This window comes from Natronotalea proteinilytica, from assembly GCF_055379935.1.
In genome coordinates this window covers 2,301,388-2,326,642 of sequence record NZ_AP043947.1, presented here as the reverse complement: position 1 = coordinate 2,326,642, position 25,255 = coordinate 2,301,388, and the positions used below count along the sequence as shown (strand labels likewise).

Genomic DNA, 25,255 nt, shown 5'->3' with positions numbered 1-25,255 from the left:
ATAAAAACAACGGGTTAGGTCAGGATGGTGGTGTTGGGGCAGCTCTGAATGATTGAGTTTAGGTGCGTACTTTTCTTTTCATTCTAGCTGTCCTCTCGCACTCGCCCCAGAGATCGCACTCCAGGAGTACTCGTTCGCTATGCTCACAGCGCCGGGGACGCAAGTGCATCCTCTAAACGTCATTCCCAGAGTGTCATGCCATGTATGTCATGCTGAACGTAGTGAAGCATCTCAGCGCCCAGCAATCGGAGTGCCCTGCTGCTCAGTGTCCATGAGCTCCACGCGCCCAGGGCGCGCCGCGCCTGCAGGGAAGGCGTTGAGATTGACCTGCGGACGCGACAACACCCCATTTCTCGTGGCGATGCACCAGCGGCATGGCCTACGGCCCCTCCGCGTCATTACGCCTGCTGGGACGCTTCAGCATCCTCAATTCACCACCTGGTTTCTTTACCGCAGGTGGGCGTTGGACGCAGAGCGTCCATTCGTCCGTCGCGACGCAGAGCATTGCGACGAGGACGTAAGCGGGAGTTCGCCTCTGGTTGTGTTGTGTATACACCATAGCTCCTCTGAGGGGGGCGTGATGAACGCCTTCCACAGTTCCTTCCTCCTCGGGGAGGAAGGGTAGGATGGAGGGGAAACCAACCGGCAATCCTCAAAACCATTGTTGAGGTCACTTAGTGCTGTGTCACACGTCAATCTTCGGGTAACACATGTGTATCCTGCCGAAAAACACTCACGATCTTGTCATTGCGAGGAGCGCCAGCGACGTGGCAATCTTGTGCCTTCCAAGTAGGATAAACCGCTCTAACTGGCGCATGAGATCGCACCCCAGGAGTACTCGTTCGCTAGCGCTCACAGCGCCGCGTCAGTCGCAGGGCTCCCTCCTCGCGATGACAAGTTTGGCCCCTAACATTCAGGTGTGACAGAGTAGTAGTGTTGTGTCACAGGTCAATCTTCGGGTTGCAACAGTCCCCGTGTACATGGCGTCATCTTGAACGGAGCGAAGTCGAAGGGCTCCTTCACCTTAAGTAGAAGTCAGGCACGTTGCTTAGCAGCTTCCTTGAGGGCTTTCACGTGGTCGAGCTGCTCCCAGCTGAACTCGGAGCGTCCAAAGTGTCCGTAGGTAGAGGTACGCCGGTATTGCGGACGGAGCAGGTCGAGTCGTTCAATAATAGCACGCGGCGACAGGGTGAACGTCTCGCGCACTGCGTCGCGCAAGCGATGATCTGGAATCACGCCTGTGCCATTTGTTTCCACGTTGATGGAAACGGGCTCAGGCATACCAATCGCATACGCAATTTGCACAAGTGCCTCCTCGGCCAATTCGGCACCTACAATGTTTTTGGCAACGTGGCGGGCGGCATAGGCAGCACTACGATCCACCTTTGAGGGATCTTTGCCGCTGAAGGCCCCGCCGCCATGGCCGCCTTTTCCGCCGTACGTATCCACAATGATCTTGCGTCCGGTAAGCCCGGCATCTCCGTGGGGGCCGCCTATAACAAAGCGTCCCGTTGGATTTACGTGCAGCGTCAGGTCATCGTCGATCAGCTCGTCGTACCGCTCCCCAAAGGCCCGCGGGAGCAAGATATTCTTTACATCCTCCCGGATCTTGTCCTGCGGGATGCCATCGTCGTGTTGGGTGGACACAACTATCGTGTCAATACGTCGAGGGGTAACCCCATCGTCGTCGTACTCGACCGTGACCTGGCTCTTGCTATCGGGGCGCAGGTAGGCCATCTGGTCGGTTTCTTTGCGGATGTGCGCCAGTTCCTTCATGAGCCGGTGCGAATACGTAATCGCCATCGGCATCAACTCCTTGGTCTCTGTGCAGGCATACCCGAACATCATCCCCTGGTCGCCCGCGCCTTGCTCCTCTTTGCCATCCACGCCCTGGTTAATGTCGGGGCTTTGCTCATGAATGCTACTGAGCACGCCACACGAATCACCATCGAAGCGAAGGCGGGGGTCGGTGTAACCGATTTTCTTTATCACGTCGCGCGCAATCTCGCGCACATCGACATACGAATCGGTTGTCACTTCACCAGCCAGCACAACCAGACCAGTAGTCACCATCGTTTCGACCGCGACGCGGCTTTTCGGATCTTCCGCCAGCATGGCATCGAGAACCGCGTCAGAAATTTGATCTGCAACTTTATCGGGGTGTCCCTCCGATACAGACTCGGAGGTAAACAGGTAGGCCATAAAAAGACAGTTATCGGGTTCGAAAAAGCAATGAGCGCATCCGGCACGAGAAGACGTCCGGCGTAAAATCGTGCCGTGAACGAATAGACTGGAGCAGGGTTCGCTTGGGCATCGCTGCAGGTACGCTGAAGGCATACGCCATTTGTTGTAGCTGTTTCTTCACATCAGGGCCCTTGACATTGAAACACCGTGTCGTGTACTGTGTGCATCACTATGACATACTGTTGTTGTTAGCACATTCATCCAGAAGGGTGGAGGGAGTAGGCCCTGCGAAACCCTGGCAACCGCCACAGCTTCGGCTGTGGAAAGGTGCTACCTCCTACCTCGCATTACGCGAGGAAAGATGAGTGGAATGCGTCTCTCTGCAGATCTCTGTAGAGGTACGTACGATTCCCCATCTGCTCCTTGCGGTTGGGGATTTTTCATGTCCCGCCGCATTGGCAGATCTCGAATCCGGACTCCGCGCCCCGCCCCGCTCGCTCTGGTCTTCTGGATGGCTCTCGATTTTCTCGATTCCAACCCCCAGAGCCATGAGCACGAACGGACATTCAACCTCCGAGTCCACCCCTGAACCATCCTCTGAGCGCACTCCGCGCTTCGAAACCCTGCAACTGCATGCAGGACAAGAGCCTGATCCCGCCACCAACGCCCGCGCCGTTCCCATCTATGCAAGCACGTCGTACACCTTCGACGATGCCGAGCATGGCGCCGACCTCTTTGCGCTGAAGGAGTTCGGCAACATCTACACGCGGATCATGAACCCCACGAACGATGTGTTCGAAAAGCGCGTGGCTGCCCTCGAAGGCGGCGTCGCAGCGGTGGCTACCGCGAGCGGACAGTCGGCACAGTTCCTCACGTTTAACGCGCTGGCCAAAGCAGGCGACAACATCGTGTCCACCAGCTACCTGTACGGCGGCACGTACAATCAGCTCAAAAATGCGCTGCCTCGTCTAGGCATTGAAGGCCGCTTTGCCAATGGCGACGACCCCGACTCCATCGCGTCGCTGATTGACGAAAATACGAAAGCCGTTTACCTCGAAGCGATCGGCAACCCGCGCTTCAACATCCCCGACTTCGAGCGCATCGCCGACATTGCGCACGACCATGGGGTGCCGCTCGTCGTCGACAACACCTTCGGTGCAGCCGGCTACCTGTGCCGCCCCATCGACCATGGTGCCGACATTGTCACCGAGAGTGCGACCAAGTGGATCGGCGGACACGGCACCACTATTGGGGGTGTCATTGTGGATGCGGGCACCTTTCCGTGGAATAACGGACGGTTCCCTGAATTCACCGAACCCAACCCGAACTACCACGGACTCAAGTTCTGGGAGACGTTTGGTCCCGATGGGGTGCTCGGCGCCAACGTAGCATTCGCCATTCGCGCTCGTGTGGAGGGCCTGCGCGACTTCGGTCCGGCCCAGAATCCGTTCGGTTCGTTCTTGCTACTCCAAGGCCTCGAAACCCTCTCGCTTCGGGTGCAGCGCAGTGCCGACAACGCGCTCGCGCTCGCCCGCTGGCTCCAGGACCACGACGCCGTCGACTGGGTCAGCTATCCGGGGCTCGAAGACCATCCGTATCATGAGCGGGCCAATCGCTATCTGCAGAATGGATACGGAGCTGTGCTTAGCTTCGGCGTGAAAGGCGGCGCCGAAGCCGGAAAGACGTTCGTCGAAAACGTAGAACTGGCCAGTCACCTTGCCAACGTGGGCGACGCCAAAACGCTTGTCATCCACCCGGCCTCTACCACGCACCAGCAGCTCACCGAAGAAGAGCAGAAAGCCTCCGGGGTAGAGCCCGACCTGGTGCGCGTGTCCGTCGGCATCGAGCATATCGACGACATCACCGCCGACTTTGCGCAGGCCCTGGCGAAGCTACCGGTTGCTGCGTAATCGCGTCCTCTCTACCTCACGCACGCAGCGGGGTGGTCTCTTCGGGGGACTCCGCTGCGGTGGGTGTTTCTAATTCAGCCAGTGCCATGCCTTCTACGTATATCCACCCTGCCTTCACCACCGAAGCAGGCACCACACTCCATGATGTGCCCATCGCCTACCGGACCTGGGGGCGCCTCAACGCCTCGGGTACCAATGCCGTGATCGTCTGCCACGCGCTCACGGGAGATACAAATGTCGACGACTGGTGGGGGGCTCTGCTGGGCGCCGGGCGAGCCCTCGACCCGGAGCGCGATTTTATCCTCTGTGCGAATGTGCCCGGCTCCCCCTACGGCTCGGTGTCTCCTGTTACGTCTCCCCCTGAAACCGACGATCCGTACGCCGCCGACTTTCCCGCCCTCACTCCGCGCGATACCGTGGCCCTGCACCGTCATCTGCTCAACCACCTGGGCGTACGTCGCGTGCGCTGCGCCATCGGCGGGTCAATGGGCGGCATGCATGTGCTGGAGTGGGCCTTCGAGCGCACAGAAGCGGGCGATCCGCTGGTAGAACGCATCGTGCCCATTGCGGTGGGTGGACAGCACACGCCGTGGCAAATCGGATGGAGCGAAGCCCAGCGTCAGGCCATCTACGCCGATCCGAAGTGGAACGGCGGCGCGTACGACCCGAACGATCCACCACGCAGCGGACTGGCAGCGGCGCGCGCTATGGCGATGGTGTCGTATCGCTCGCATGCCTCGTTTCAAGAGCGATTTGGGCGCGCGCGTCAGTCGGAGAACGGCACAATCAATCCGCCCTTTGCAGTGGAAAGCTATCTGCGCTACCAGGGCGAGAAGCTCGTGGATCGGTTCGACGCCAACTGTTACGTGCACCTCACCCAGCAGATGGATGCGCACGATGTGTCGCGGGATCGCGGCGCCTACCCCGATGCGCTAACCCGCATCGAGCAGCCCGCACTGGTCATCGGCATCGACTCGGATGTGCTGTATCCGCTTGACGAACAGGAGGAGCTGGCCGCGCATCTGCCAAACGCCGATTTGCAGGTGCTATCGTCTCCGCACGGACACGACGCGTTTCTCATTGAACTGGAGGATCTGAACGCGATGATTACCCAGTGGCAGGACACGCACGCTTCTGCTCTGGCTCGCTAACTTTCGTTTGCCTCACTATTTCCATCTCTCTATGCCAATATCACAGACCGCGCCATCCCCAACACAATCCGCCAAACGCGCTACCAAACCACTCTCCCTCTACCTTGCAGGCGTCGGATCGGTAGGCACGGCGTTGCTCTATCAGCTTAGCGAATTACAAGGGGATGTGCAGCGTCCCCGCCTCATCGGCGCCTGCACCTCCACCCACGCAGTCTGGACGCCGCCCCATCCTACACCGGGCGCCGTAAAGCATCATCTTGAGCATGGTAGCCCACTCGACTGGTCTGCTGTGCTGGAACGCTTCATTGAGCATGCCCCGCGTCCGCTCGTGTTTGTGGATGCCACCGGCCATCCGGATGTGGCCGAGCACTACACAACGTTGCTAGAAGCGGGCATTCATGTTGTAACGCCGAGCAAACTGGCTAACACCCGCTCGCAGGACACCTTCGACCGGCTGCACCAGATTGCTGCACAGCAGGATGTGCAGTATCGCTACGAGACCACCGTAGGCGCCGGACTGCCCGTGGTGCGCACGGTGCGCGATCTGCATGCCACCGGCGACCGCATCCAAACCATTCGCGGTGCGGTGTCGGGTACGCTCACGTTTGTGTTTAGCCGGATGCGCAAGGGCGATTCCTTCAGCCAGGCGGTGGAGGCCGCTATCCAAAAAGGATACGCCGAACCGGATGTACGCGACGATCTGTCTGGAGAAGACGTAGCCCGCAAGTTTCTGATTCTGGCGCGTGCGGCGGGGGCTTCGATTGAGCGTGGTGATGTGGAGGTGGAGTCGCTCGTGCCCGGCAACCTCCGCGACCTTCCCCTTCTGGCGTTTCGCAAGCACCTTGGTACGGTCAACCGTCAGTGGCACAAGCGGGTCAAAGACGCGGCATCTCGGGGCGCAGTGCTCCAGTATGTCGGTGAATGGATTCCTGGCTCCGACATCCGCGTGGGGGTAGAAGCCGTGCCTTCGGAGACTGACTTTGGGCGTCTGGATGGCCAGGACAATCTATTCAGCATAACCACAGCCCGCTACAACGACTCGCCCCTCACCGTTCGAGGGCCGGGGGCCGGTCCGAGCGTAACCGCGGCAGGTGTGTTGGCCGATGTGCTGGCGGTGCAGTGATCGCGTTGCACGCAATCTACTGTATTCGTGAATACATCGCAAGGAGCGTGTTGCACCCCGAAGATTGATCTGTGACAGGGCACTAGTGCTGTGCCACAGGTCAATCTTTGGGTAACACATGGCCCCCTAACGTACCGAGAATAACGCACAATCATGTCATTGCGAGCGCAGCGACGCAATCTCATGCTATCAGGCCGGATGTAGCCGCCCAATCAACGGCATGAGATCGCACTCAGGAGTACTCGGGCTATGCCCAGCGCCGCGTCGGTCGCGGGCTCCCTCCTCGCGATGACAAGGTTAAACGTATTTTTGTCGACTCTCAGTTAAAGCACCAGCCGAAGCTTGATCAGCAGTCCTGAATTTAACGTGTAAGTGAATTGTGTTTGCGGGGTGTCCGCTCTAACACGCTTTTACCGCATTGGAAAATGCACGGCCTGGTATCCACCGCTTTGCTGTGCTTTTTTGCTATGATGTACGCACCAACCCTTTTTAAGCCATGCGAATGCTTCCCTCCCCCTCAGCAGTACAACGCTGGACCTCGGTATTCACTGTTTTTCTCGTGAGTGCAATGTTGCTGGTTGGCCTCTCGGCCTGTGACTCCACCGACAGCAATGACGACCCGGGCGATATGCCCCCTGAAACCGCCAGTGTAACTGTTGGTGAGAGCAACCTGGAGCTCAATGCTTTCTTTGCTGAAGGCGAAGATCCAGAAACCGGTGAGCAGGGCTTTGTGATTTACCTCACTGAGCTGGATAACCTTGACAGCTCCAGCCAGTTTGCCACAAGCAGCGGCGCCTTCATGGGCACGCAAGGCAGTCGCCCCTCTCCAGGCACCTATACCTTTGCGGATCTCAGCCTTGAAGACGAAGACGATGATCTGCTTCAGAATCAGTTTGGGTTTGTCTTTTGGGAAATTGGAGGCGAGGGCTTTCCTTCCCAAATTGTCGTTTCCAACTCAGGCGACCTGAATATCACAACCTCGACCAGTGACCTTGTCGCCGGTTCGTTTGAGATCGATGCAACCGCTGGCTCATTCACGGGCGAAGGATTTTCGGAAGAGGAGATTACCGTAACTGGTGACTTCAATGCCGGGCAAGTTGACGTTCTCATTACCGACGTTGAGTTCTAAACTTTGTCTCAAGACCGAACGTATCAATCCCTCCAGTGCCCCTTTCGTGCGCTGGAGGGATCTTTTTTTGCAAACAGATAGCTGCTATGTCTTTATCTTTCACACTTCATCATCCTCGTCTGCTCAAAACGGTGCTCCTTCTCTTATTGCTACCGGCACTGATTATAGGCACCACCGCGTGTGATGATAGCAACCCCGTTGATGAGGCCAATGACGATGACGAGAACCAGCCTGTCGTTGAGGTCGAGATTGTTGAAGCAGGGTCCAGCGTGGGGGGCACATCCGCATGGGGACTCAATCAGGTGTTCAGTTCTCCGGATGGAAGTCCACTCAGCTTTGAAGTCGAGAGCGCCTCGTCCGATATAGCAACTGCTATCATTGATGAAGAAACCCTTATTGTGGAGGCGCAGAATGAAGGGACGACCCTGATCACGGTCTCTGCCACCAATGATGCCGGTACCACAACGCAAGAGTTCGAGTTCACCGTATACCCCCCACCCTCCGTAAGTAGCGTCACGATAGAGGATGCGGAGGGGGAGGAAGAGAGCTTCGACTTGAACGCGTTTTTTGTGCAAGGGGAAAACCCAGACACGGATGAAGAGGGGTTCCAACTTGTGCTTACTGACCAGGACGACATTGAGGACTTTGGTCCGCTTGCCAGCACAGGTGGGTTTTTCTTTCGCCTTGGCGAGCAGCCTACGACGACAACGTATGACCTCGCAGACATCCGTGCCGACTTTTTCGACGATACGGAGGGTGACTTTCTCAACACAGACGAATTAGGATTCATCTTCTGGACGAATGCCGATCCGTTGCCGCCAGAACGCACTTTTGCCTCCAACAGCGGGGAAGTCACCTTCAACGCGTCTAACGAAGACCAGGTGGGTGGTACATTTACCATGACCGCTACCCAGACAACGTTTGATGAGGCCGGCGATGTCGAGAGCCAGGAAGAGGTCACCATTGAAGGCAACTTCAGTGCCCCACGGGTTGACCTTCCCGATAACTCGTGACCACATGGCTGTTAGGGGACACTGGAGCGTCGTACGTGTTTAGCGTGGCTCAATGGCCACCCGGGATATCCGCTGCGCTACTGATCCCGGGCTAAGGAACGGTGCGATGTGAGCAAAATCCATAGCCGGGGACCGCTCGCGTCCCCGGCTTTCTGCAAAGCGTTGAGGTGCTTCACCACGCTCTCGCCTCACTCAAACCGCCAGCCAAACATCACATCGAGCGATTGCACTGAATCGCGGATGTGCAGCTCCAGTGAGTCCGGTTCAGCTAACAAATCCGTCTCGTCGTCAGGGCGGCGTTCAAAGGTGAGGATGTTCGGACGGTAGTGGGCCCGTGTGTCGTCAGACCATGAGAGGCGACGGGCGATACCGGCCTCGACATTTTCGGGAGGGTGGCGGGTGCCATCGCTGGTGAGCAGGAAGATCTCCCACCGGGCGCTGCGCAGGTTGGTGGCGCCGTATGACGAGCGCACACCGCGGTCGATGTACACATGAACATCAATTTGGACCGTCTCATTGTGCGGCGCATCGACCTCTCTGGCAATGGCTTCCTTGGCCTCGCCCGGCTCGTACGCGCCAATCGATGTGCGGCTGTTCATACTGGCCAGACGGAGTTCGCGGCTCCACAGCGTAGCAAAGGTAGAGAAGTTACCGGCCTCCAGAATATCGACGCCTCGATCTACGCGATACCCCGACGACCAATGCATCCGCAGTTCGCCAAACGACTGATCCGATTGAAACGCAAGACGTCCGTCGTCGCGTTCGTGCAAGTGCACATTGCGTAGCGTATCGGGGGGCGCGACCGTGGCCGGTACAGACAGGAACCGCGTGGCGATGTCCGTAGCGGTGTACACCACGGGCCCGCATCCAGCCCCCACAAGCAGTACGAGCACGCTCGCACACAACACGTTACGAAGATGGCCCATGCTCGTTAGAAAATGGGGAGAACTAACCGTCCGCCTACAGTCGATGCAAGAAACGCTGCATCTGTGCTGTTATTTGGATGTACAGTGCATTACTCCAATCGTTCATATTCAGCACATATCCACTCTGTATGGGACGTTCTTTTTACAAGCGCGTGTGGGCCGTTGTTGAACGCATTCCGGTAGGACGGGTGGCCACCTATGGCGATATTGCCGAGTATCTAGGGCAACGCAGCGCCGCCCGCACGGTAGGATGGGCCATGAACGCCGCAGCAGGCACCGCCATCCCCTGCCATCGTGTGGTCAATCGCAACGGTGTACTCACCGGAAAGCGTTTCTTTGAGACCCCGACTGTTATGGAAGAGCGCCTGCGCAGCGAGGGCGTTCAGTTTGTGGGCGATGAGCAGATTGCTCTGGACAAACACCGGTGGGTGCCGTTAGACGAGTTGCCTTCCCCGGGAATTGAATTACCGCTGGAGTCGGTCGAGGACCTCCCAGAACGTGGGAAATGAGATGCGTGCGCAGTCGGCCTCCTGGATGGTGGTTTTGCCATCCGCCACACATCCGGCTACCGCGGCCGCCATCGCAATCCGATGGTCGTCATAACTTGACACCGTAGCGCCCCGCAGCGCACCTGGGGTCCCCTCAATGATAAGCCCATCCGGCTGCTCCTCCACCGAAGCCCCCAACCGGGTAAGCACATCAGAGATGGCCGTAAGACGGTCCGTTTCCTTTACGCGCAGCTCTTCGGCATCCTGAATGACGGTTTGCCCCTCGGCACAGGCGGCGGCAACAGCCAGCACCGGAATCTCATCGATCAGATTTGGGATTACATCGCCGCCTACCGAGACTCCTTCAAGCGGTGCATGGCGCACCGTGAGCGTGCCCATCGGCTCGCCGTTGGTTTCGGTGCGGTCGGATACCGTAATGTCGGCGCCCATCGCTTGCATCACCTCAATGAGCCCGGTACGCGTTGGATTGAGCCCTACATCTGGAATGCTGATTTCGCTGTTGGGCACGAGCGTAGCCGCCACCATCAGAAAGGCCGCCGCCGAGAAATCCCGCGGCAGCGTCCAGTCGGCAGCTTCAGGCGTGTTGGCAGCCGTTACGTGGATGTAGCGTGTGCCGTTGTCGGTATCGATGGGCAGGTTTAGCATCCGCTCGGTATGGTCGCGGCAGGGCACCGGCTCTACAACCGTCGTCTTCCCATCGGCAAAGAGACCGGCTAGCAGCACGCACGACTTCACCTGCGCCGAAGCCATGGGCAGTTCGTACGTAATGCTACGCAGCGGCGAGGTGCGTCCCCCAAACTCAATGGGCGCCGTACCGTCTTCAGAGAGCGTTACGTCTGCATCCATCTTGCGCAGGGGACGCGCAATGCGGGCCATGGGGCGGCTTTCCAGCGAAGCGTCGCCTGTGAGCGTACTGTCGAACGATTGCCCCGCCATGATTCCGCTCAGCAGCCGCATGGTGGTGCCCGAGTTGCCGCAATCGAGCGGACGATCGGGTTGCTTCAGGCCATGCAGCCCCACGCCTTCAATATGTACCGTGCGTTCTTCTGCCTTAACGGATACGCCCAGCTGGCGCATGCACTGCAGCGTAGATTGCGGGTCGGCAGCTTTCGGAAATCCGCGCAGGGTAGATGTGCCCTCGGCCAGCGCTGCCAGCATGGCGGCACGGTGGCTAATCGACTTGTCAGCAGGAAGCGAAACGGATCCCCGGAGGGGCGTGGCAGGCGGTACAGTACGATCAGACATAGCAGCAAGAGCAGTAAAAAAGAGGGCGAGTCCGGATGCGCACCCGGACTTCAACAGGCCATGCGAGTGGTTACCACACCGGTGTTTCTTCGGTGGGAGGCATGGGAAACTCGTCGATTACGGTGGCAAGCAGCGCCTGGCGTTCCTGATACGGCAAAAAAGCATAGCGGAACCCGTTCAGTGCAATCTCGCGCAGCTGGTCGGCGGGTACCCCGCACAGGGCATGTGTGCGCCACAGTTCTTCGGTCATGCTTGTGCGGCTAAACAGGCGATTGTCGGTGTTCACCGTAACCGGCACATCATGCTCGACGTAGTACGAAATCGGGTGCGCCTCGTAGCTATCCACGACATGTGTTTGCACATTGCTGGTCGGGCACATTTCCAGCGGGATGCGATGGTCCACCACATATTGCATAAGCTCAGGGTCTTGGCGGAGCGTAATGCCGTGTCCAATGCGGTGTGCGCCGCAGTAGAACAGCGCCTGGTGGATGGAGTCCGGGCCCCACGACTCCCCCGCATGAATGGTGAGGTTCAGCATGTTATTGCGTGCGTGATAGAACGCATGTACATGTCCTTTCGGCGGGTTGCCCGCCTCGCCGCCCGCCAAGTCAAACGCTACGACGCCCCGATGTCGATATTCCGTAGCTAACTCAGCCTGACGCATCGACGCACTCTCGTAGCGGTCGCGCAGTCCAGCAATAATGAGCGACGTTTTGATGTTATAATCGCGCTCCGCCTCCTGCAGTCCGGCAAGGACCGCTTCGTTGACCTCTTCGAGCGACAGGCCTTCTTCGGTGTGCAAAATCGGCCCGTAGCGCACTTCCAGGTAGCGCACGTTTTCGCGGGCATTGTCTTCGGCCAACTCGTAGGCCACCCGCTTCAGTGCGTCTTTGGTCTGCATCAGCGGAATGGTATAGCGAAACCATGCCAGATAGGCCTCTAGCGTCTCCGAGTCATCGATGGTGCGCAAGATTTCGCGCAAGCCTTCTTCGGTGTCGTCGGGCAATACATTCATTTTGCCTTCGGTACGTGCAATGTCGAGCATAGTGCTCAACCGCAGCGAGCCGTCGAGGTGGCAGTGCAATTCGGCTTTGGGCCACGCCTTCAGGTCCTCGCGAGAAAGCGTAGCATGATTAGCAGCAGCGGGCACAGTAGGCATAGGCCAAAGAAGTCGAGCGCAACAGATGGCGATAGGTTGCCCGCATCAACACATGAATTTGCCGCTCTGTTTCAGCGAATGATGTGATGCCTGTGTGATACGTGCGGGTTGCGCTAAAGCTACGGAGGCCAGATACGGAAAAGGGAACTGAAAAACGTGCCTCCTGTTTAGCGATCAAACCGCTGGGGAGTGATCTCTGCGGTCTCCGGCACGCGGTTCGGCCCGTCGCGCGTGCCGAAGCCCTTCATACCGGCGGCCTCTTTGTACACAACCTGATATCCCCATGGGCATGCCTGGACCTTTTGAAATGATCCTGATCTTTCTGGTCGTGCTGTTGATCTTCGGGGCCAAGCGGATCCCGGAAATTGCACGGGGCATTGGTAGCGGCATCCGCGAGTTTAAGGATGCCACCAGCGAGTTCAGCCGCGAACTGGATAGGGAAGAGCGTCGCGACCAGATCGACGCGCCACGCCGTCCTTCGCAAGGCACCCCGCAGCCGCGCCAGCAGGAACCGGCGCCTCGCCCGGACGAGAACAACAACGCGGATGCGGCCCAACAACAGCAACGCTCACCCGAGTCCTCGTAGCCTCCGTTGGCCTTTATCGTAGGGCCAGCAGCAGTTCAATGATACGGGGCTCTCAGATGGGCTACAGCATTGCAACCCCCTCTCCCTACGGGTTTCTCCTCCTTGTCCAGGGGGGAGATGTCCACAGGATCACGCCTGCGGCGAAGCTCGGCAGACAGAGGGGGTTTGAGCGAGTTGCGATGATGTAAATGACATGTCAATCACTTAACATTGAACCGTTACGAGAATCTTTCAGGATGTCATTGCGAGGAGCGCCAGCGACGTGGCAATCTTGTACCTTGCAAATGGGATAAATTCCTGCAAGTGACGCATGAGATCGCACCCCAGGAGTACTCGTTCGCTAGCGCTCACAGCGCCGCGTCGGTCGCAAGCTCCCTCCTCGCGATGACAAGTTGTAAACCTACTTTTTGCCGAGTTACTTAACACCTGCACATTACCCCAAGGCCAAGCTTCTGTGCGCCGATTGCGTTGCAGCGACTTGGCCTGTTCGTTTGCTCTCTTTTTGTCTTTTGTTTCTTCTCCTATGAGCTACCCGACCTTCGCGGACGCGCACGCTGCGCTCACCAACGGCGAAACCAGCTGCGAGACGCTGGTTTCTTCATGTCTGGAGCGCATTGAAGCACGCAACGCGTCGGTAAACGCCTTTCTCTCGGTCGATCGTGAGGGCGCGCTCAACCATGCCCGCTACCTCGACAGTCAAATCCAGCGCGGCAACAAGCGCCCCCTGGCGGGGCTCGTGATTGGCGTAAAGGATATGATCGCGATCAAAAACCAGCCGCTCACCTGCGGCTCGCGTATGCTGGCAGACTTCAACTCGCTCTACGATGCGCATGTCATCGAGCAGCTACGCGAGGCCGGAGCCATTTTCATTGGCAAAACCAACTGCGATGAGTTTGGGATGGGCTCCTCCAACGAGAACTCGTACTTTGGCCCCGTCGAGCACCCTAACTCCAGCGCCCACGTACCGGGCGGCTCCTCCGGTGGCTCCGCTGCCGCTGTGGCCGATGGAATGTGCCACGTAGCACTGGGCACCGACACCGGCGGCTCCGTGCGTCAGCCTGCCGCCTTTTGCGGCGTCTACGGTCTCAAGCCCACGTACGGGCGCATCAGCCGGTACGGACTCGTGTCGTACGCCTCGTCGCTCGACACGATCGGTCCCATGGCCAATTCGCTTAGCGACATCGCACAGCTTCTAAACGGCATTGCAGGACCTGACGACCGCGACGCTACCACCGCCGATGTAGCCATGCCCGACTATTCGAAGGCGCTGGGTCGCTCCGTGGAAGGCGTGCGCATCGGCCTGCCCGATGAGTATTTTGCTGAGGGGCTCGACCCGGCCATTCGCGACATGATCGACGCGCAGGTACACGCGCTTCGTGAGCAAGGGGCCACTGTCGAATCAGTTTCGCTACCCCACACCGACTACGGCATTGCCACCTACTACGTCCTGGCCACCGCCGAGGCGTCGAGTAACCTAGCGCGCTACGACGGCGTGCGCTACGGCCACCGCGCAGATCCCGACGACATGCGGGCTGCGCTCAAGGAGGAGCAGGCGGCGCTCAACGAACAGCTGCGCACCGCACGCGAGCAGGGCAACACCGAACGTGTAGAAGCCCTCGAAGATCGCCTCGACAACCAGAGCGATCTGCTCCACGCCCTCTACGTGCAGTCGCGCACCGAAGGCTTCGGCGATGAAGTGAAGCGTCGCATCATGCTAGGCACGTACGCCCTTTCGTCGGGATACTACGATAAGTACTACGACAAAGCCCAGCGCGTGCGCACGCTCATCCGCAACGACTTCATTACGGCGTTTGAGGATGTGGATGTGCTCCTAACTCCTGCAACCCCCAGCCCCGCCTTCAAGCGCGACGAAAAGACCGACGACCCACTGCAGATGTACTTGAGCGACGTATACACCGTCCCCGCCAGCCTGGCGGGCATCCCCGGTCTGTCGGTTCCGATTGGCACGCACCCCGAGTCGCCCCACCTGCCGGTCGGCGCCCAGCTCTTAGCCGCCCCCTTCGACGAAGCCGCCCTCCTGCACGTTGCCGACGCGATGACGCGGGGGTAGGCGGCTGCATCGACACGCTCGTGCCATCGTCAATAAGATGCAGGAAGTCTTGGGCTATCGGATGCGAAGGTGCGCGACTCGCTGGAAGTCTTGCGCAACTACGGTAACATGAGATTGCCCACGATTTTGTTCGTTCTGAAGCGCATGCTGGAGCTCGGTCCACAAACCGGCACGCACGGTGTGTAGCAATGGCCTTCGGTCCGGACCTCACGATTGAAAGGGCGCTGTGGAAATGGGGCGTTCAGGGGTGGAAGTGTGGAGGTTAACGCCTCGCTGAATTCGCCTCGATCCAGTCTGCAAGCTGATCACGTGACACGTCTTTAGTAGCGATATCCTCGACCATGCGGACCATCTCTTGCTGGTCGGGGCTAAAGCGATAGCCATTCTGGAAAAGAAATGTTCGAATCGCAAGGAGTCCAGCGCGTTTGTTGCCGTCTACAAACGCATGGTTTTGAATGATACCTACCCCGTACGCAGCGGCTAACTCATAAATGGAAGACCCACCACCGTATGCATGCAGGTTATGCGGACGAGCCAGTGCGCTCTGAAGAAGTCCTTGATCGCGGATACGGGCGTTCCGCCAAATCGACTAATCGATTCAGCGTGAAGCGTACGGACCAGCGACTCCGAAAGCCAGATTGGTTCTTCCATCGTGTTAGGTTAGGCCAACTTGCGAAATGCATCGTCGTGCGTATCCATGAACGCCTGTGCGTCCTCCAAAGCGCCTGCTTCTTCTGGATCGTGCAACGTCAGATGCAGGCCGTCGGCAGTTGGCACAGCAAACAGCGTATCTCCTTCTTTGGCATTCAGCGCATTTACGGCGTCATCGGAGAGGATGATGCCGAGCGAGTCCTCCATTTTCTTAAGTGTTAGCCGTTTCATAGCTCAAGACGTTTCAAATATCAGAACGATTGTGGTACGATGCAAAACAAGATTTATAAGGTAGAGGTCCCGTCTCTGTATACAGATCTCAATGTAACGAGCTCCGTGAATCGAGTCCCCAGGCCGGGCTACTTCGGCTTGGCCTGAATTCGTTCCGGACACTCTACCACAAGCTCAGACCCACCGATCTCCGAATCACGGTAGAACCGGATGTGCCCGCCATCGATAACGAGCCACACGTCTTCGGTGCAGATGTGCTCGGCGAAGTCAGCGCAGCTGCATAGCGTGTAGGGGGAGAACTGGCTACCAGACTTTTGTAAACGGGAGACTCAGCTCGCCACCAGCTGACCGATGAGCACCAGCCTTCCTCTTTCTATCTCGGATTCGCGACTTTGAAGGCGGCGGGTTTCATCTGAATCGCAGCCGGATTTGCCGCCCGGCTCGCCTTTCCCGGCTGGTATGGCTTTGTTCTGAGTCTATGTATGGCTGATGCTTGTAGGGGCATGGGGGGCAAACCAGGTTGGCGCTCGATGGTTGATTGCCGCGACCGAACTTACGTAGCAATTGGACGATGCTGGCTTCGGCGATCTATCCTCAACGGAATGGCCCCCCGGATCGGCCTCAAACTCTACTTCTGACAAACTGTCCGGTAGCTAATGAGGCCCTATAATGCGCTGTGAGGTCTCTAAGGCCAGGTGCACGCCTCTACTCGTCCATTATATCTGTGACGCAGCAGTACAATCAACATCCCACAGCGTTGCACGACACCGGATCTTTGTCTTTTGAAAGCGCTTCAAGACACCGATTCACCGTTCGTTCACCGAAAAGTCGGTCCTGTTATGCCTGTTTCTTCGCTCCGGATGCGCCCTACGTTTGAGCGCTATCTGTCGTGCTCCCCCAGCGAGGCGGTAGATGTGTTGGAGACGCACCTCGAAGCCACCGCCGATCGGGGCTACACGGGTGAGTTCTACACCAACCATGCGCTTATCAATGTGCCGGAGGACGAACAGTGGTTTTGGTCGCCGCAACTCACGCTCGACTTTGAAGCTGAAAACGGAGGTACCCGTATCCGGGGGATGTACGGGCCCCGCCCTTCGGTATGGACCATGTTCATGGCGATGTATGCCATTGCCGCATTTGTTGGATCGCTCGGACTTCTGGTCGGCCTCACGCAGTGGAGCATCAACATGACTGCCACCGGACTGTGGGCCGTACCCGCGTCGGGCGCGCTGGCAGCTTTCACGTATGGACTGGCCCTGACAGGGCAGGCGCTGAGCCGAGACCAAATGGACGACTTGCGTGCCTATGCTTCCGAAGCCCTCAACGAAGCGGACATTCAGGTGTCGCGCGCGCCTGCTTCCTGACGCTTCTGCGATGTCTCGATTCGCTCGCCCAACAGTCAACCACGAACCGCCGGCCCCCTCCTTCTCTTGTGGATAGTGCGCTGTCACACGTAAATCTTAGGGAAGAGCATGAGCTCTCAACACACATATTCATCCCGGCCAAGGCGCCCCAGCGCCGGGATCTCCCCTGACAACGTAGCTGGATCATTGGCCCCGTACAATCCAAACCTTCCAAACCTTGACCTGTGGCAGAGCGCTAGGCGGGCTTTTGAGCAGGCGAAGATGCTGCGTCTGCGTGATTTGCGTTGGAGGGATCTGTTTCTACACCATCTGCCGTACGGCGGTGATAACGGATGTGCAACCAGTGCCCGGCGATGAGTAGGAGGCTCCCTGCAACAGTAATACCTGTCTCAAGGGCTTTTGTCACATAAGGGTCTACAAGGATGGCTCCTACTAAAGCTACGCATCCAATGAGCAGCAGCGGCCCCACCCACCGGTGCCGGTGACTATAGTGAGCGTTCCAGGCAATGACAAGAGCCAGCGGTACAATGAGAAGAGCCAGCCAGGCATGCCAGTCAACAGCTGCCCAAATGGCAGCGCCCGACAGCACAACAGGCAGAGACAAGCAGTGCACTAAACAAACTGCTGAAAGCCCAATGCCCAGCCGATCCCACAAAGGATCCAAAAAGTGGGGACGGGCATCGGGGGAGCAGTCAGAGCAAGAGTGCGACATGAGGGCAGGTGATCATCTATATACAATTTAGAATGTGTAAACAGCACACGCAAAATCATGTTGCATGGCGGTGTTGAGGTCGTGTGAGAAACAGACGATGTAAATACACAGCGCCGTGTAAGCCGAGAAGGCTCACACGGCGCTTGTTTACCGCGTACTGTGCGCTTTAGAAGGGAGACATCAACTAGAACGCTACACCGAATTGGACTGCGGACTGGGGCCGGCAGCGGCGATTTCATCGCCAGCGATGTCAGCGTACTGTTCGAAATGCTCAGCAAACAGTCCGGTGAGCTTCTCAGCCTGTGCATCGTATGCTTCCGGATCGTCCCAGGTGGCCCGAGGCCACAGAATTTCGTCCGGCACATTCGGGCAGGCGGTAGGCACTGCAAATCCAAACGTTGGGTCGGTTTTCATGTCGGCGTTTGACAACGACCCATCGTGGATGGCGTCGATGATGGCACGGGTTTGCTTGAGGGGAACCCGGTGGCCGGTGCCGTACGGGCCGCCCGTAATACCGGTGTTAACAAGCCAGGCCTCGGCATTGTGAGCGCGCATCTTCTCGGCCAGAAGTTCGGCATACTTGCTGGGATGCCACACCAAAAAGGCGGCCCCAAAGCACGCGCTAAAGGTAGCCTTCGGTTCCGTTACGCCCATTTCAGTGCCAGCCACCTTGGCGGTGTATCCGCTAATAAAGTGGTACATGGCCTGCTCGGGGGTGAGCTTGCTCACGGGCGGCATCACCCCGAATGCATCGTATGTGAGGAAGATGATGTTGTCGGGATGGTCACCTACCGATGGAATTTTGACATTGGGAATGTGCTCTAGTGGATACGAGGCACGCGTATTCTGGGTAATAGAGGTGTCGTCGTAGTCGACTTTGCGAGTCCGTTCGTCGTACACCACGTTTTCGAGCAGGGCGCCGTACTTGATCGCGTTGTAGATTTCGGGTTCGCTTTCCTCTGTCAACCCGATGGCTTTTGCGTAGCAGCCCCCTTCGATATTGAAAACCCCCTCGTCGCTCCAGCAGTGCTCGTCGTCACCAATGAGGCGACGGTTCGGATCGGCTGAAAGGGTCGTCTTTCCAGTGCCACTGAGGCCAAAAAAGAGCGTGACATCCTCATCGTCTTTACCCTCGTTGGCCGAGCAGTGCATAGAAAGCACGTTACGCTTGGGCATCAGGTAGTGCATAACGGTGAACACGCCTTTTTTCATTTCCCCGGCGTATTCGGTCCCCAAAATGACCATCTCGGCATTCTCAAACGAGAGGTCAACGCTCGTTTTGGAGCTCATGTGTTTGGTTTGGCGGTTGGCTGGAAACTCGCCGGCATTGTACACCACAAAATCGGGCTCGCCAAAATCCGCCAACTCATCTTGGGTCGGGCGAATCAGCATGTTATGCATGAACAGCGCATGGTAGGGGCGCGAGCAAATGATGCGCACCTTGAGCTGATGCGCGGGATCCCAACCCGCAAACCCGTCGATGACGTAAAGCCGCTTGCGGGTGTTGAGGTAATCCTGGGCGCGTTCCCGATTAATTTGAAAGGTGTGCGCATCGATCTCCATGTTGATGGGACCCCACCAGATGTCGTCGGCGGTGTCGGGATGTTTTACGATGCGCTTATCGGCAGGACTACGTCCCGTTTTTTCGCCGGAGCGGATGGTCAGGGCGCCGCTGTGGGCGATAGCTGCCGTGGGGTCGAGGCGAATGGCTTCTTCATACAGTCGAGCAGGGTCGGCATTGCGGAGTACAGTATCAACGTGGATACCGTATTCATCCAAAGCGATATCTGGCATAATGAATCGAACCGTGAGGAAACAAGGATGAGCAGGAAGGACCGGTCGGAACCGGTTTCAAACGTAGGGTACACAGTAGCAGGGCCATGTGCAACCAAGATAAGAAGTACTTACTGGCGAAACGTGAGGGGTTGAATCATCCTGCTTGTAGGTGGATGCTCCACAACGAAAAACGGAGACGGAAAGTAGGGGAACCGTTAGTGCGGCGTAGGGTCGGCAAGCTCCGGTGTGGGGGTATCGGACGGTGTAGCGTCCTCTTCGTCGAGTGTGGCGTAGATGAGGGCGTAATGATCTGCCAGAGGGGCCAGGTTGAACGTATAGTCGCCAATGGTGAGGCGAAGCGTGTCGGCTTCAGCTAAGACCGTGCGCAACTGAGACGAAAGCAGAATGGCATTCTGTTCACGTAATCCGTTCGCATGCGCTTCAGCGTCTATGGTGTGCAGGTCGGGCGTTTCGTACGTCTGCTCGTCAAAAGCAAAGACGGCGCGGTCTTCAGGACCAATCGCCCAGTCTGGTGAAGTGGTTTCCAGGATAAGATTCCAGCTGCCTCCGTTGTAGGAGAGGGCTGCGGCGTGCGTCTCTAGCTCGGGTGTACCCTGCGCCTCTATCGGGATGGAGGTGAACCCTGTTTCCAGATAGAGATTCCCCGTCGTCTCGCGCACCTCATGCGTGTCGATTTCTTGTGCAAAGGCGGCAGGTGACGCAAGAAAAGAGGCAGACAAAAGGAAAACGACGACTAGGATCCAGTAAAACGGACGCATGGCGCAGGTCTGAATTGATGAAGGAGCCACGACCACTGTATCTCATCAACATACATTCTCTACACATGATATTCAAGTAAGTGGTTTCCCATGTGAGCGGCTATCACGTACTGTTTGAAGAGTTGGGCTGTACGTGAATGGTTGCGCGTCCGCCCAGCGCATTGGTAAAGGTATCCACAAAAGCATCTACGTCGGAGGGGCGTATGCCGATGACCCATTTGGTGACATCGGTGTACTGTTCGTCTATGCGAGCGATGTCAAACGACTGAAGGGCTTGTTTGGCCGGGGCCGTGTCTTCGTACGAAAAGGTGAGATGCACTGGCACGCGAACAACACGAGTTATGATGGATGCCGCGTCGAGCACATCCGCTGCCGCATCGCCGTAAGCGCGTACGAGTCCGCCGGTGCCGAGTTTTGTACCGCCATAGTAGCGTGTTACGACGACAAGGGTGTTCGTGAGGTCGTGGCCATCAATTTGTTGTAGGATGGGCGGCCCGGCTGTGCCCGAGGGTTCGCCATCGTCGTTGTAGCGGAAGGTGTGTCCGTCAGGGCCTACTCGATAGGCCGTACAGTGGTGGGTAGCCTGATGCTCGCGCGCTTGCACGGTGTCAATATGCGTCTCGGCAGTCTCGGCGGTGGAGGCCGGAAAAGCTTCGGCAATAAAGCGCGACCCTTTTCGCTTGAACGCAATACGGGCGGGTTCGCGGAGTGTGCGATAGGCATCGGGCATGCCGGGAATGGATTAGGTGGTCAGTCCAAAGCGTTCTTCGAAGGCATCGCGGCGGCTGCGGCTTACGCGTAGGCGCTGTCCATTTTCCAGGCGCACCATGTAGCGGTCGTCGTGGTTAGGCAGCACAGCCTCTACATCGTCGAGGTTGACGATGGTAGAGCGGTGGATGCGGCAAAACTGTTCCGGATCCAGCTGGTCTTCGAGCACCTTCATGCGCTCCCGAATGAGATACGTATCTTCGTTGCGAAGATGAATCCGCACGTAGGGGCCGTCGGCAGAAAAGTGGGTGACCTCGCTTACTGACACGATACGGACTTCATTGCGTGTGCGTACGGGAATCCGGCGAAGGAAATCGTTATCATCGCCCTTCAGATCGGGACGTACGGTGCTAAGCAAGCGTTCGAGTTGGTGTTCGAGTTGCTCTGCCGAGCGCATTTTGACGTGCTCGGCGGCGCGGTCGAACGCATTGTGGAAGCGTTCATCCTCAAAGGGTTTGAGGAGATAGTCGAGTGCAGCCAACTCAAAGGCCTTGAGCGCGTGCTGGTCGTACGCTGTCACGAAAATGACAACCGGCATGTGTTCGGCTCCAATTTCATTGACCACCTCAATGCCGGTGCAGTCGGGCATTTGCACATCCAGAAAAACCAGGTCGGGCGTGTGGGAGCGAATGGCCTCAATGGCGCTGCGCCCATTGCTGCATACCTGCACTACGTTCGCATCGTCGCGATCGTTGAGCAGATCGGTAAGGCGTCGTTGTGCGGGCGGTTCGTCATCGACAACGAGCACATCAAGCATAGGAGAGTTCGTCATGCGAAGTCTGGTTCGGTTCGTTAAAGGTCGAATAGGTATGGTAGGGAATGCTAATTTCTGCTCGGATGCCCCCTTCGCGTCCGGTGCTTAACGTAAGTTCGGCTTCATTATCATACATTTGGCGCAGTCGCGAGCGGACGTTGCTTAGCCCAACGCCCTGGTTTAGGTTTTCAGAGAGCGTAAGGCCAGGGCCGTTGTCTTCGACCACCAGGCGAAGCGTATCGTCGTGGCGGTGGGCTGCGATGAGCACCCAGCCAGGAGTGGCACGCTGTGTAACGCCGTGCTTGATGGCATTCTCCACGATGGGCTGAAGAATCATGTCAGGAACCATCGCATCGAGCACCTCGGGGTCGATGTCGCGGCGGATTGTCAGGCGGTTTTCAAAGCGGACCTGCATGATTGCCAGGTAGTCGTCGAGCACATCGATCTCGCGGTTCAGGGGAATCTCTTGTGCGCCATCATGGTCGAGCGTGTGGCGTAGTAGAGCGCTAAGGCGAGCCACCATTTTGCGCACCCCCGAGGGATTGCGTTCGACCATGCTGGAGATGGCATGCAACGTATTGAACAGAAAGTGGGGGTTGATTTGCATACGTAGGGCTTCGAGGCGGGCCTCTGTTAACTGTGTTTCAAGGCGAGCCGCCTGCATTTGCCGCTCTTGAAAGCGGCGGTAGTAGTCGCGCGCAAAGCCCACCGATAGAATAGCCAGATAGATAATTAGCTCCCATAAAAAGCTAAGTCGGGTAATGCCGGAGAGTGCCCCTCCTAACACAGTGGCAAGTGCTTCGCGCTCCTCGGGCGATTGGAGCAAGTGCTTATACACCACATCGCTGTAAGTGTCAAGTAGGGAGGCAATAGCAATCGCCGCCAGAACATGCAGGCCAATATTTGTTGCAGAGCGGGCGCGGCCCAGCCCTGAATGGCTTGATAGCCAGAATACCAGGGGCGTGACCAGGGCCCAAAGCATATAGATGGAAATACGCCAGAATACGTCCGAGGCTCCAGTGATAGGAGGGCGTGCCGTGCGCTCCGGATCGATAAACAAACGCCCTACCATGAGCATGGCAAAAACCAGCCACACGGCAAGAATCACGACAAACTCCATCCAGGCGGAGCGACGGCGGTACACTTGAGGGGAAGAAGATGGCATAGCAAAAGCGAGAAAAACGAATAGCCGCGGCTAAAAAGCAGCAAGGCCGTATGGCTCGGTGTGCATCTGCATTGTATGCACAGCACAGCCCACGGTGTCATAACCAAGGGACACACGCAACAGACGCTGCCAAATGGGTACGTAACGACAAGGGATTATACAATACATGCTACAGGATTGTAATGTCCAGAGCACAGTCTTTTTTCATTACGCAGAGCAAGCAGTCCGTAACAGGCCATGTAACTTCCCAAAAAGACCTGTCGTAGGGAAGAGCGCGACATCTGAGGTAGATAGATGGTGCAACATGCACTGTTTTCACGATCTGCCTCTAGCCTGCGGTCGTTTAGGAAAAGAAAGACGACAACCTAACATCATTGTCATAATCTTGGCGCAAATTAAGAAGTATAGTTTATACAAAGTGGTTATTGGGCTCCGTGTACAAACCTGATTACGTGATGCGGGAGCGACATTTGAAAACAGCTCAACGCAACCATTCGTGAAGCGCAATACGGTAAAGGGGGCCGTGATGGTAAGATGGTAATACAACGCTTAACAGCAAAAATGCATATGCAACGTCCCATCGGATACGTATTAGTTGCCACGCTTCTCTTCATTGGGTTAGCCGGATGTGGGGGAGATGACGAAAATGGCGGAGGGTCTTCGCCATGGGCGCAACAAGGTGAACGCCAGCCTCCTTCGGTAGAGGCTGTTGTGGCCGAGTTTGGCGCGCTTCCACTGGAGGCGCGTGTAAATGGCACGGTGCGGGCCCGTAATCAGGTTGAGTTGTACCCGGAAGTTGGGGGAACTGTGACGGCTGTACATGCCGAAAGTGGTGATTATGTGGAAGAAGGCCAGGTGCTCGTGGAGTTGCGAGACCGTGTGTTTCGGGACCGGATCCGCCAGGCTGAGGCCGACCTCCGCATTGCTGAAGCCGATGCACGCTCGGCCCGAGCTACGCTGGCCGAAGCCGAAGCACGTCTGGCTCGTACCGAGCGACTGGTCGAACGCGAATTTGAGAGTGAGCAAGAGCTAGAAAGCCTTCGGGCAGAAGTGGAGTCTGCTGAAGCAAGTGTTGATCAGGCCGAAAGCCGGGTTGCCCAGGCCCAGGCTGTGATAGAAGAACGCCAGGAAGATTTGCGCGAAACAACGGTGCGCGCACCCTTTAGCGGCTACCTTGGCGATAGCGAAGTGAGTGTAGGGCAGCGCGTAGACACCAGCGAGCGCCTCTTTACGCTCGGTGATTTTCAAAATGTGCGCGTGCGGGTCCCCATCCCTGACCGGCTCTACGGACAGATTCAGGCCGGCCAAACGGTGAATATCATGCCGGATGGGCAAGCCGACAATCCCGTGCAGGCAGAGGTGAGTCGTATTTCGCCGTTCCTGAGTTCAGATAGCTACAGCGCTCGCGCGGAAATTGACGTCGTTAATGACGAGGAGCGCCTGCTTCCGGGTATGTTCGTGCAAGTCGATATTTTTTACGGAGAAACCGACCAAGCCACGCTCATTCCGCGGAGCGCACTCTACGAGAATCCGACGACAGGTGAGAGAGGCGTTTTTGTAGCTGCCGAGCTGGGGGATGAGGTTCCGATAGAACCAACTTCCGATAGCGAGAGCGAGGAAGATGATAAGCCTCCGCTCACCGATCCAACGCCCACGAATTTTGTGCCCGTAGACATTGTAGCCCAGGGACGTGATGTTGCGGGAATCCGTGGCATTGACCCAGGAGATTGGGTGGTAACGGTTGGCCAAGAGATGCTAATGCGCCAGGCTGAGCATAGTGACGAGGCTCGGATACGTCCTATGGCCTGGGAGCGCATCATGAGCCTGCAGCGCTTGCAAGACCAAAACGTATTGCTCGATTTTTTGGAGCGCCATCAACAGATGGTAGAGGAACGATTCCGGTCGGAATCGCCCGAAGCAGATACAGCATCTGACTCAGACGCGGAAGACGACGCAACATCCACGTTGCACACCGAACGATCGGTTGGGGTAACCCCCACGCGGTAATCTTGGTAGTTCTCTGTAACAGGTCAATCTTCGGGTTGCAAC

22 protein-coding genes and 1 riboswitch are annotated in these 25,255 nt (G+C 57.4%); of the genes, 10 read left to right on the top strand and 12 right to left on the bottom strand.

Annotated elements, in window-relative coordinates; genetic code table 11:
- Window positions 1-1,035: 1,035 nt before the first annotated feature.
- Complete coding sequence (gene metK, locus ACZ5AL_RS09305) at window positions 1,036-2,202, bottom strand: methionine adenosyltransferase (protein WP_464510096.1); 1,167 nt, start codon at window positions 2,200-2,202, stop codon at window positions 1,036-1,038.
- Between the two features lie 236 nt (window positions 2,203-2,438).
- Window positions 2,439-2,552, top strand: a riboswitch (SAM riboswitch).
- Window positions 2,553-2,732: 180 nt separating this feature from the next.
- Between metK and ACZ5AL_RS09300 the strand changes: the two genes are divergently transcribed.
- The 5 genes from ACZ5AL_RS09300 to ACZ5AL_RS09280 all read left to right on the top strand — a co-directional run bounded on the left by ACZ5AL_RS09300 (window position 2,733) and on the right by ACZ5AL_RS09280 (window position 8,510).
- Window positions 2,733-4,094: an O-acetylhomoserine aminocarboxypropyltransferase/cysteine synthase family protein gene (locus tag ACZ5AL_RS09300; RefSeq protein WP_464510095.1), complete on the top strand. Its 1,362-nt coding sequence runs from the start codon at window positions 2,733-2,735 to the stop codon at window positions 4,092-4,094.
- Between the two features lie 86 nt (window positions 4,095-4,180).
- Window positions 4,181-5,245: a homoserine O-acetyltransferase MetX gene (gene metX / locus ACZ5AL_RS09295; RefSeq protein WP_464510094.1), complete on the top strand. Its 1,065-nt coding sequence runs from the start codon at window positions 4,181-4,183 to the stop codon at window positions 5,243-5,245.
- Between the two features lie 31 nt (window positions 5,246-5,276).
- Entirely contained in the window at window positions 5,277-6,368 is a 1,092-nt protein-coding gene (locus ACZ5AL_RS09290) for a homoserine dehydrogenase family protein (RefSeq protein ID WP_464510093.1), read from the top strand.
- Window positions 6,369-6,864: 496 nt separating this feature from the next.
- The gene (locus ACZ5AL_RS09285) at window positions 6,865-7,497 is read left to right on the top strand and encodes a hypothetical protein (protein WP_464510092.1); all 633 of its coding nucleotides are present in this window, start codon (window positions 6,865-6,867) and stop codon (window positions 7,495-7,497) included.
- 86 nt (window positions 7,498-7,583) lie between these two features.
- Entirely contained in the window at window positions 7,584-8,510 is a 927-nt protein-coding gene (locus tag ACZ5AL_RS09280; protein WP_464510091.1) for a hypothetical protein, read from the top strand.
- A 188-nt stretch (window positions 8,511-8,698) separates the two neighbouring features.
- Here ACZ5AL_RS09280 and ACZ5AL_RS09275 read toward each other — a convergent pair whose 3' ends face one another.
- Window positions 8,699-9,436: a hypothetical protein gene (locus tag ACZ5AL_RS09275; protein ID WP_464510090.1), complete on the bottom strand. Its 738-nt coding sequence runs from the start codon at window positions 9,434-9,436 to the stop codon at window positions 8,699-8,701.
- Window positions 9,437-9,564: 128 nt separating this feature from the next.
- Here ACZ5AL_RS09275 and ACZ5AL_RS09270 point away from each other — a divergent pair, with 128 nt between their 5' ends.
- Window positions 9,565-9,945: an MGMT family protein gene (locus ACZ5AL_RS09270; RefSeq protein ID WP_464510089.1), complete on the top strand. Its 381-nt coding sequence runs from the start codon at window positions 9,565-9,567 to the stop codon at window positions 9,943-9,945.
- Here ACZ5AL_RS09270 and aroA read toward each other — a convergent pair.
- Both aroA and add read right to left on the bottom strand, forming a co-directional pair.
- On the bottom strand, window positions 9,901-11,190 hold the full coding sequence (gene aroA / locus ACZ5AL_RS09265) for a 3-phosphoshikimate 1-carboxyvinyltransferase (protein ID WP_464510088.1): 1,290 nt from the start codon (window positions 11,188-11,190) through the stop codon (window positions 9,901-9,903). The two genes, ACZ5AL_RS09270 and aroA, sit on opposite strands and share 45 nt — an antisense overlap.
- 70 nt (window positions 11,191-11,260) lie before the next feature.
- Window positions 11,261-12,349, bottom strand: a complete 1,089-nt coding sequence (add, locus tag ACZ5AL_RS09260; protein ID WP_464510087.1) for an adenosine deaminase — start codon at window positions 12,347-12,349, stop codon at window positions 11,261-11,263.
- 289 nt (window positions 12,350-12,638) lie between these two features.
- Between add and ACZ5AL_RS09255 the strand changes: the two genes are divergently transcribed.
- Both ACZ5AL_RS09255 and ACZ5AL_RS09250 read left to right on the top strand, forming a co-directional pair.
- On the top strand, window positions 12,639-12,935 hold the full coding sequence (locus ACZ5AL_RS09255) for a Sec-independent protein translocase subunit TatA/TatB (RefSeq protein ID WP_464510086.1): 297 nt from the start codon (window positions 12,639-12,641) through the stop codon (window positions 12,933-12,935).
- Window positions 12,936-13,458: 523 nt separating this feature from the next.
- Window positions 13,459-15,006 (top strand): amidase family protein, encoded by a 1,548-nt coding sequence (locus ACZ5AL_RS09250; RefSeq protein ID WP_464510085.1) that lies wholly within the window; start codon window positions 13,459-13,461, stop codon window positions 15,004-15,006.
- A gap of 262 nt (window positions 15,007-15,268) precedes the next feature.
- Here the strand turns inward: ACZ5AL_RS09250 and ACZ5AL_RS09245 are convergent, their stop codons facing one another.
- Window positions 15,269-15,526: a type II toxin-antitoxin system death-on-curing family toxin gene (locus ACZ5AL_RS09245; protein ID WP_464513289.1), complete on the bottom strand. Its 258-nt coding sequence runs from the start codon at window positions 15,524-15,526 to the stop codon at window positions 15,269-15,271.
- Between the two features lie 140 nt (window positions 15,527-15,666).
- Window positions 15,667-15,888 carry an AbrB/MazE/SpoVT family DNA-binding domain-containing protein gene (locus ACZ5AL_RS09240; protein ID WP_464510084.1) on the bottom strand — a complete coding sequence of 74 codons (222 nt, stop codon included), beginning with the start codon at window positions 15,886-15,888 and terminating at the stop codon, window positions 15,667-15,669.
- A gap of 839 nt (window positions 15,889-16,727) precedes the next feature.
- On the opposite strand from ACZ5AL_RS09240, the gene ACZ5AL_RS09235 reads away from it, so the two are divergent.
- A complete protein-coding gene (locus ACZ5AL_RS09235; protein WP_464510083.1) occupies window positions 16,728-17,252 on the top strand; it encodes a hypothetical protein in 525 nt (174 codons plus the stop codon).
- Between the two features lie 235 nt (window positions 17,253-17,487).
- Here ACZ5AL_RS09235 and ACZ5AL_RS09230 read toward each other — a convergent pair whose 3' ends face one another.
- The 6 genes from ACZ5AL_RS09230 to ACZ5AL_RS09205 form a co-directional block, all read right to left on the bottom strand.
- Complete coding sequence (locus ACZ5AL_RS09230; RefSeq protein ID WP_464510082.1) at window positions 17,488-17,964, bottom strand: MerC domain-containing protein; 477 nt, start codon at window positions 17,962-17,964, stop codon at window positions 17,488-17,490.
- Between the two features lie 192 nt (window positions 17,965-18,156).
- The gene (gene pckA, locus ACZ5AL_RS09225) at window positions 18,157-19,758 is read right to left on the bottom strand and encodes a phosphoenolpyruvate carboxykinase (ATP) (RefSeq protein ID WP_464510081.1); all 1,602 of its coding nucleotides are present in this window, start codon (window positions 19,756-19,758) and stop codon (window positions 18,157-18,159) included.
- A gap of 197 nt (window positions 19,759-19,955) precedes the next feature.
- Window positions 19,956-20,480, bottom strand: a complete 525-nt coding sequence (locus ACZ5AL_RS09220; protein ID WP_464510080.1) for a hypothetical protein — start codon at window positions 20,478-20,480, stop codon at window positions 19,956-19,958.
- Between the two features lie 142 nt (window positions 20,481-20,622).
- Window positions 20,623-21,249, bottom strand: a complete 627-nt coding sequence (locus tag ACZ5AL_RS09215; protein ID WP_464510079.1) for an IMPACT family protein — start codon at window positions 21,247-21,249, stop codon at window positions 20,623-20,625.
- A 12-nt stretch (window positions 21,250-21,261) separates the two neighbouring features.
- Window positions 21,262-22,059, bottom strand: a complete 798-nt coding sequence (locus tag ACZ5AL_RS09210; RefSeq protein ID WP_464510078.1) for a LytR/AlgR family response regulator transcription factor — start codon at window positions 22,057-22,059, stop codon at window positions 21,262-21,264.
- Entirely contained in the window at window positions 22,037-23,206 is a 1,170-nt protein-coding gene (locus ACZ5AL_RS09205) for a sensor histidine kinase (protein ID WP_464510077.1), read from the bottom strand. The genes ACZ5AL_RS09210 and ACZ5AL_RS09205 overlap by 23 nt, the downstream gene beginning before the upstream one ends.
- Window positions 23,207-23,773: 567 nt before the next feature.
- On the opposite strand from ACZ5AL_RS09205, the gene ACZ5AL_RS09200 reads away from it, so the two are divergent.
- A complete protein-coding gene (locus ACZ5AL_RS09200) occupies window positions 23,774-25,213 on the top strand; it encodes an efflux RND transporter periplasmic adaptor subunit (protein WP_464510076.1) in 1,440 nt (479 codons plus the stop codon).
- Window positions 25,214-25,255 lie beyond the last annotated feature (42 nt).

What these genes read in the sequence shown, in the direction of transcription:
- ACZ5AL_RS09300 (WP_464510095.1), top strand. Translation starts at nt 2,733, where the DNA reads ATGAGCACGAACGGACATTCAACCTCCGAGTCCACCCCTGAACCATCC.
- ACZ5AL_RS09255 (WP_464510086.1), top strand. Translation starts at nt 12,639, where the DNA reads ATGCCTGGACCTTTTGAAATGATCCTGATCTTTCTGGTCGTGCTGTTG.
- metK (WP_464510096.1), bottom strand. Translation starts at nt 2,202, where the DNA reads ATGGCCTACCTGTTTACCTCCGAGTCTGTATCGGAGGGACACCCCGAT.
- ACZ5AL_RS09200 (WP_464510076.1), top strand. Translation starts at nt 23,774, where the DNA reads ATGCAACGTCCCATCGGATACGTATTAGTTGCCACGCTTCTCTTCATT.
- ACZ5AL_RS09270 (WP_464510089.1), top strand. Translation starts at nt 9,565, where the DNA reads ATGGGACGTTCTTTTTACAAGCGCGTGTGGGCCGTTGTTGAACGCATT.
- aroA (WP_464510088.1), bottom strand. Translation starts at nt 11,190, where the DNA reads ATGTCTGATCGTACTGTACCGCCTGCCACGCCCCTCCGGGGATCCGTT.
- ACZ5AL_RS09230 (WP_464510082.1), bottom strand. Translation starts at nt 17,964, where the DNA reads ATGTCGCACTCTTGCTCTGACTGCTCCCCCGATGCCCGTCCCCACTTT.
- ACZ5AL_RS09280 (WP_464510091.1), top strand. Translation starts at nt 7,584, where the DNA reads ATGTCTTTATCTTTCACACTTCATCATCCTCGTCTGCTCAAAACGGTG.
- metX (WP_464510094.1), top strand. Translation starts at nt 4,181, where the DNA reads ATGCCTTCTACGTATATCCACCCTGCCTTCACCACCGAAGCAGGCACC.
- add (WP_464510087.1), bottom strand. Translation starts at nt 12,349, where the DNA reads ATGCCTACTGTGCCCGCTGCTGCTAATCATGCTACGCTTTCTCGCGAG.
- ACZ5AL_RS09215 (WP_464510079.1), bottom strand. Translation starts at nt 21,249, where the DNA reads ATGCCCGATGCCTATCGCACACTCCGCGAACCCGCCCGTATTGCGTTC.
- pckA (WP_464510081.1), bottom strand. Translation starts at nt 19,758, where the DNA reads ATGCCAGATATCGCTTTGGATGAATACGGTATCCACGTTGATACTGTA.
- ACZ5AL_RS09235 (WP_464510083.1), top strand. Translation starts at nt 16,728, where the DNA reads ATGCCTGTTTCTTCGCTCCGGATGCGCCCTACGTTTGAGCGCTATCTG.
- ACZ5AL_RS09285 (WP_464510092.1), top strand. Translation starts at nt 6,865, where the DNA reads ATGCGAATGCTTCCCTCCCCCTCAGCAGTACAACGCTGGACCTCGGTA.
- ACZ5AL_RS09205 (WP_464510077.1), bottom strand. Translation starts at nt 23,206, where the DNA reads ATGCCATCTTCTTCCCCTCAAGTGTACCGCCGTCGCTCCGCCTGGATG.
- ACZ5AL_RS09210 (WP_464510078.1), bottom strand. Translation starts at nt 22,059, where the DNA reads ATGACGAACTCTCCTATGCTTGATGTGCTCGTTGTCGATGACGAACCG.
- ACZ5AL_RS09275 (WP_464510090.1), bottom strand. Translation starts at nt 9,436, where the DNA reads ATGGGCCATCTTCGTAACGTGTTGTGTGCGAGCGTGCTCGTACTGCTT.
- ACZ5AL_RS09250 (WP_464510085.1), top strand. Translation starts at nt 13,459, where the DNA reads ATGAGCTACCCGACCTTCGCGGACGCGCACGCTGCGCTCACCAACGGC.
- ACZ5AL_RS09240 (WP_464510084.1), bottom strand. Translation starts at nt 15,888, where the DNA reads ATGAAACGGCTAACACTTAAGAAAATGGAGGACTCGCTCGGCATCATC.
- ACZ5AL_RS09290 (WP_464510093.1), top strand. Translation starts at nt 5,277, where the DNA reads ATGCCAATATCACAGACCGCGCCATCCCCAACACAATCCGCCAAACGC.